This window comes from Pedobacter sp. 01N416, from assembly GCF_056399685.1.
In genome coordinates this window covers 1-2,940 of record NZ_JBFTRT010000606.1, presented here as the reverse complement: position 1 = coordinate 2,940, position 2,940 = coordinate 1, and the positions used below count along the sequence as shown (strand labels likewise).

Sequence of the window (2,940 nt, the reverse complement as noted above, 5' to 3'; positions counted from 1 at the left end):
GTGCTCAGCTGAGTAAGCCGGTTTTCGTTGTAGGAGTGATGGAGAAGGTTTTGAAATTACTAATTCTTATTTGGGCTTGATCTAAATATTAGATATATTTTCCCAGGTAAAGTGATGGCTTTTTTTGCGTCACTAATAGGTGCAAGTTTGCCTATAACCGGCTTTCTAATCTGGTATGGTAGGAAATTCAAAAAGAAAGCTGTAAAGAAAGCGCCCGTTTTAACCGAAGGCGATAATAAGCCTGCTGGTTTTAAGCCGAGAGCTAAAATTCCGGAAAAAAAAGTGGAAGAAGTTTTGGAATAACACCATTTGTTTTTAACACATATTCCTGAGACGATCGTCATGCTGAATTTAATTCAGCATCTTTTCTACTATTAAGACCCTGAAATGAATTCAGGGTGACGAAACAAGAAAACCCGGACATTGTCCGGGTTTTCTTGTTTTAATGCCTTACAATTTTACCTTTTTAGTTTTTGGTTCTGGTTTTTCAGGTAATTGTATCGATAAAATCAAATCAATGCTTTCCGAGTTGGTTTCATAATCGGCTGCAATTTTTTCCCATCTTTTTAATTCTGATTGTAAGCTTTCGATTTCCTTGCCCAATGATTCGATCTTATTCTGGATTGATTTTCTAACGTTTGTATTTGCCATAACACAAAATTATGATTTGATGGCATATCTTTAAACTTCTTTGTGATGAAGATGCCTGTAAAAAATGCTAAGTGTTCTCTTTCAATGAGTTTTATTCTTATAAAATTTTCAACAATAGTGAAGAATCACCGAATTTGCTTACGATACCCAATAATTGTGCAATGATTTGCTATTTTTACCCAACATCCCCAATAAAATATGAAGAAAAATAATAACTGCGATCTTGAAACTTGTTTTATGTGCCAACTCACATTAAAAGAATGGCATTCTGCTATCGAGGGCCATAAACGAAATTTTATCGCTAAAAAAGGGGAAATAATTATCAAAGAGGGCGATCCGGTGAGTGGTGTTTATTTTGTTACTTCGGGTAATGTAAAAGTGCATAAACAATGGGGCGACAAAGAATTGATTTTACGTTTTGCAAACGATGGAGCCATAATTGGACATAGGGGAATCAGCAGCAGTATTTCTACCTATCCAATATCGGCAACAGCTTTAGAAACCACCAAACTTTGTTTTGTAGATATCGATTTTTTTAAAACTACCATAAAAGTAAACCAGGAATTTGCTTACGGTTTGTTGATGTTTTATGCAGATGAATTACATGCCTCAGAAAAGAAAATGCGTAATTTAGCTTTAATGTCGGTTAAGGGGAGGCTTGCCGTGGCTATTCTAGGATTAAGAGACCAATTTGGATTAGATGCCGAAGGATTTTTAAATTTAGCATTAAGCCGTCAGGATCTGGCTGCTTTTACCGGTGCCACTTACGAAACCGTTTTTAGGACCATGAACGAGCTGTTAGCAGAAAAGTTAATAATAGTGAAAGGAAAGCAAATTGGCATTTTAAACGAAGCTGGACTAACAGATTTGAGTAATAAATAATTAAGGTTTATAATTTTAATTTTTTAAAATTTATTGTTGTTATACTGAGCGTAGTCGAAGTATCTTTTCAAAATATTTATTTCGCTTAGCTTAATTAATAACCAGTTTTTAAATTATTAATATAATATGTTGGGAATCGTTTTATGTGGTGGGCAGAGTTTAAGAATGGGCACTGATAAAGGTTTGCTCAGTCATCAGGATAAATTATGGGCACAGATGGCAGCTGATAAATTAAGTGCGCTTGATCTCCCGGTAAAATTTTCAGTTAATCCATCGCAGCATGAAACCTATGCAGGTTATTTTGGGAATGAACACCTGATAGTTGACCATTCTTTACCTGATATCAAGGGACCATTATTGGGGGTGCTTTCTGCGCACTTATCAAATCCAGAGGAAGATCTGTTCTTATTGGCCTGCGATATGTTGTTGATGGAAGTCAGGTTGCTGGAAAAGCTAATCCATTCACTTAAAGCTGATGATTCTTTCGAGGCTTATATTTTCACCAAAGATGGTCAGCAAGAACCTTTATGCGGGATTTATAAAGTTGAGGGTTTGAAAAAAATTGTACACCTGCTTCAAACCAATGGTTTGGCCAAACACAGCATGAAATACGTTTTAAGTAATTTGCGAGTTTGCGAAATTGCCATTGAGGACCAGGATTATCGTTATTTCAGTAATTTTAATTCCCATGCAGAAATAAACGGCTTATAACAATTGCAAGGCTGATTGATCAATTTTAGTGAAATTGTCTTTTTCTCCTTCACAAAGCACACAACAATAACCTTCTGGTAAATCTTTAAATGCCGTACCTGGGTTAATGTTGTTTTCAATTTCGCCAATGCGCTCATTGTACACTGTTAAACAATTGTTACACTGATATAAAAACTCGCCATCTTTTTTTATCGTTTCTTCAGTTTGAAAGCTCTGTTTTTGATTACCGGTTTTTATCGCATTTAAACGGTATTTGTAAAACTTAAATATCGAACGCCTTACTTGTTCTGGTAATAAAAAACTAGGATTACTCCTGCTAAAAATTTCGCCGGTACGCTCGTTGGGGTTAAAATCCTTAGCACAAAGGATATCGTAAACGGGGAGTAGTTTTAAACCCAGTATATTAATCAAGTGGCGTTTTTGGATCAGGATACTACTGAAAACCTCACTTTTTTTGCGTGTTTTAATGCCAAAGCAGATTCCAAACGTCCTGGTATCATCAATGCTCAAATGTTTAACAAGGAAATTTTTTAACGCTAGACCTTCGTTACAATTGTCTTCCACCTGAAAGTTAAGTTCGTTGGCCGCATGCCGCATATTGATCTCAAATTCTTCGAGCAAGCCATTCCAAAGGTTTTTGTCTTTTTCATCAATCCCTTTTATAATAATGGTTTTCCAGGAGGTACAGCACAACTG

Annotated in this window: 4 protein-coding genes and 1 pseudogene; 3 read left to right on the top strand and 2 right to left on the bottom strand. The window is 35.8% G+C overall.

Annotation, left to right across the window (positions count from 1 at the left end; all coding sequences use genetic code 11):
* Positions 1–99 precede the first annotated feature (99 nt).
* Positions 100–303: pseudogene (locus AC1DND_RS24505) on the top strand (PepSY-associated TM helix domain-containing protein); the annotation flags it as partial.
* A 147-nt stretch (positions 304–450) separates the two neighbouring features.
* On the opposite strand, the gene AC1DND_RS24500 reads toward AC1DND_RS24505, so the two are convergent.
* The gene (locus AC1DND_RS24500; RefSeq protein WP_477585170.1) at positions 451–651 is read right to left on the bottom strand and encodes a hypothetical protein; all 201 of its coding nucleotides are present in this window, start codon (positions 649–651) and stop codon (positions 451–453) included.
* A gap of 237 nt (positions 652–888) precedes the next feature.
* Between AC1DND_RS24500 and AC1DND_RS24495 the strand changes: the two genes are divergently transcribed.
* A complete protein-coding gene (locus AC1DND_RS24495; RefSeq protein WP_477585169.1) occupies positions 889–1,533 on the top strand; it encodes a Crp/Fnr family transcriptional regulator in 645 nt (214 codons plus the stop codon).
* A 126-nt stretch (positions 1,534–1,659) separates the two neighbouring features.
* The gene (locus tag AC1DND_RS24490; protein WP_477585168.1) at positions 1,660–2,244 is read left to right on the top strand and encodes a molybdenum cofactor guanylyltransferase; all 585 of its coding nucleotides are present in this window, start codon (positions 1,660–1,662) and stop codon (positions 2,242–2,244) included.
* Here AC1DND_RS24490 and AC1DND_RS24485 read toward each other — a convergent pair.
* The coding region (locus AC1DND_RS24485) for a rubredoxin (protein WP_477585167.1) at positions 2,239–2,940 on the bottom strand (702 nt) is incomplete at its 5' end. The genes AC1DND_RS24490 and AC1DND_RS24485 overlap by 6 nt on opposite strands.

Coding starts and splice junctions, on each gene's coding strand:
- AC1DND_RS24490 (WP_477585168.1), top strand. CDS start 1,660: ATGTTGGGAATCGTTTTATGTGGTGGGCAGAGTTTAAGAATGGGCACT.
- AC1DND_RS24500 (WP_477585170.1), bottom strand. CDS start 651: ATGGCAAATACAAACGTTAGAAAATCAATCCAGAATAAGATCGAATCA.
- AC1DND_RS24495 (WP_477585169.1), top strand. CDS start 889: ATGTGCCAACTCACATTAAAAGAATGGCATTCTGCTATCGAGGGCCAT.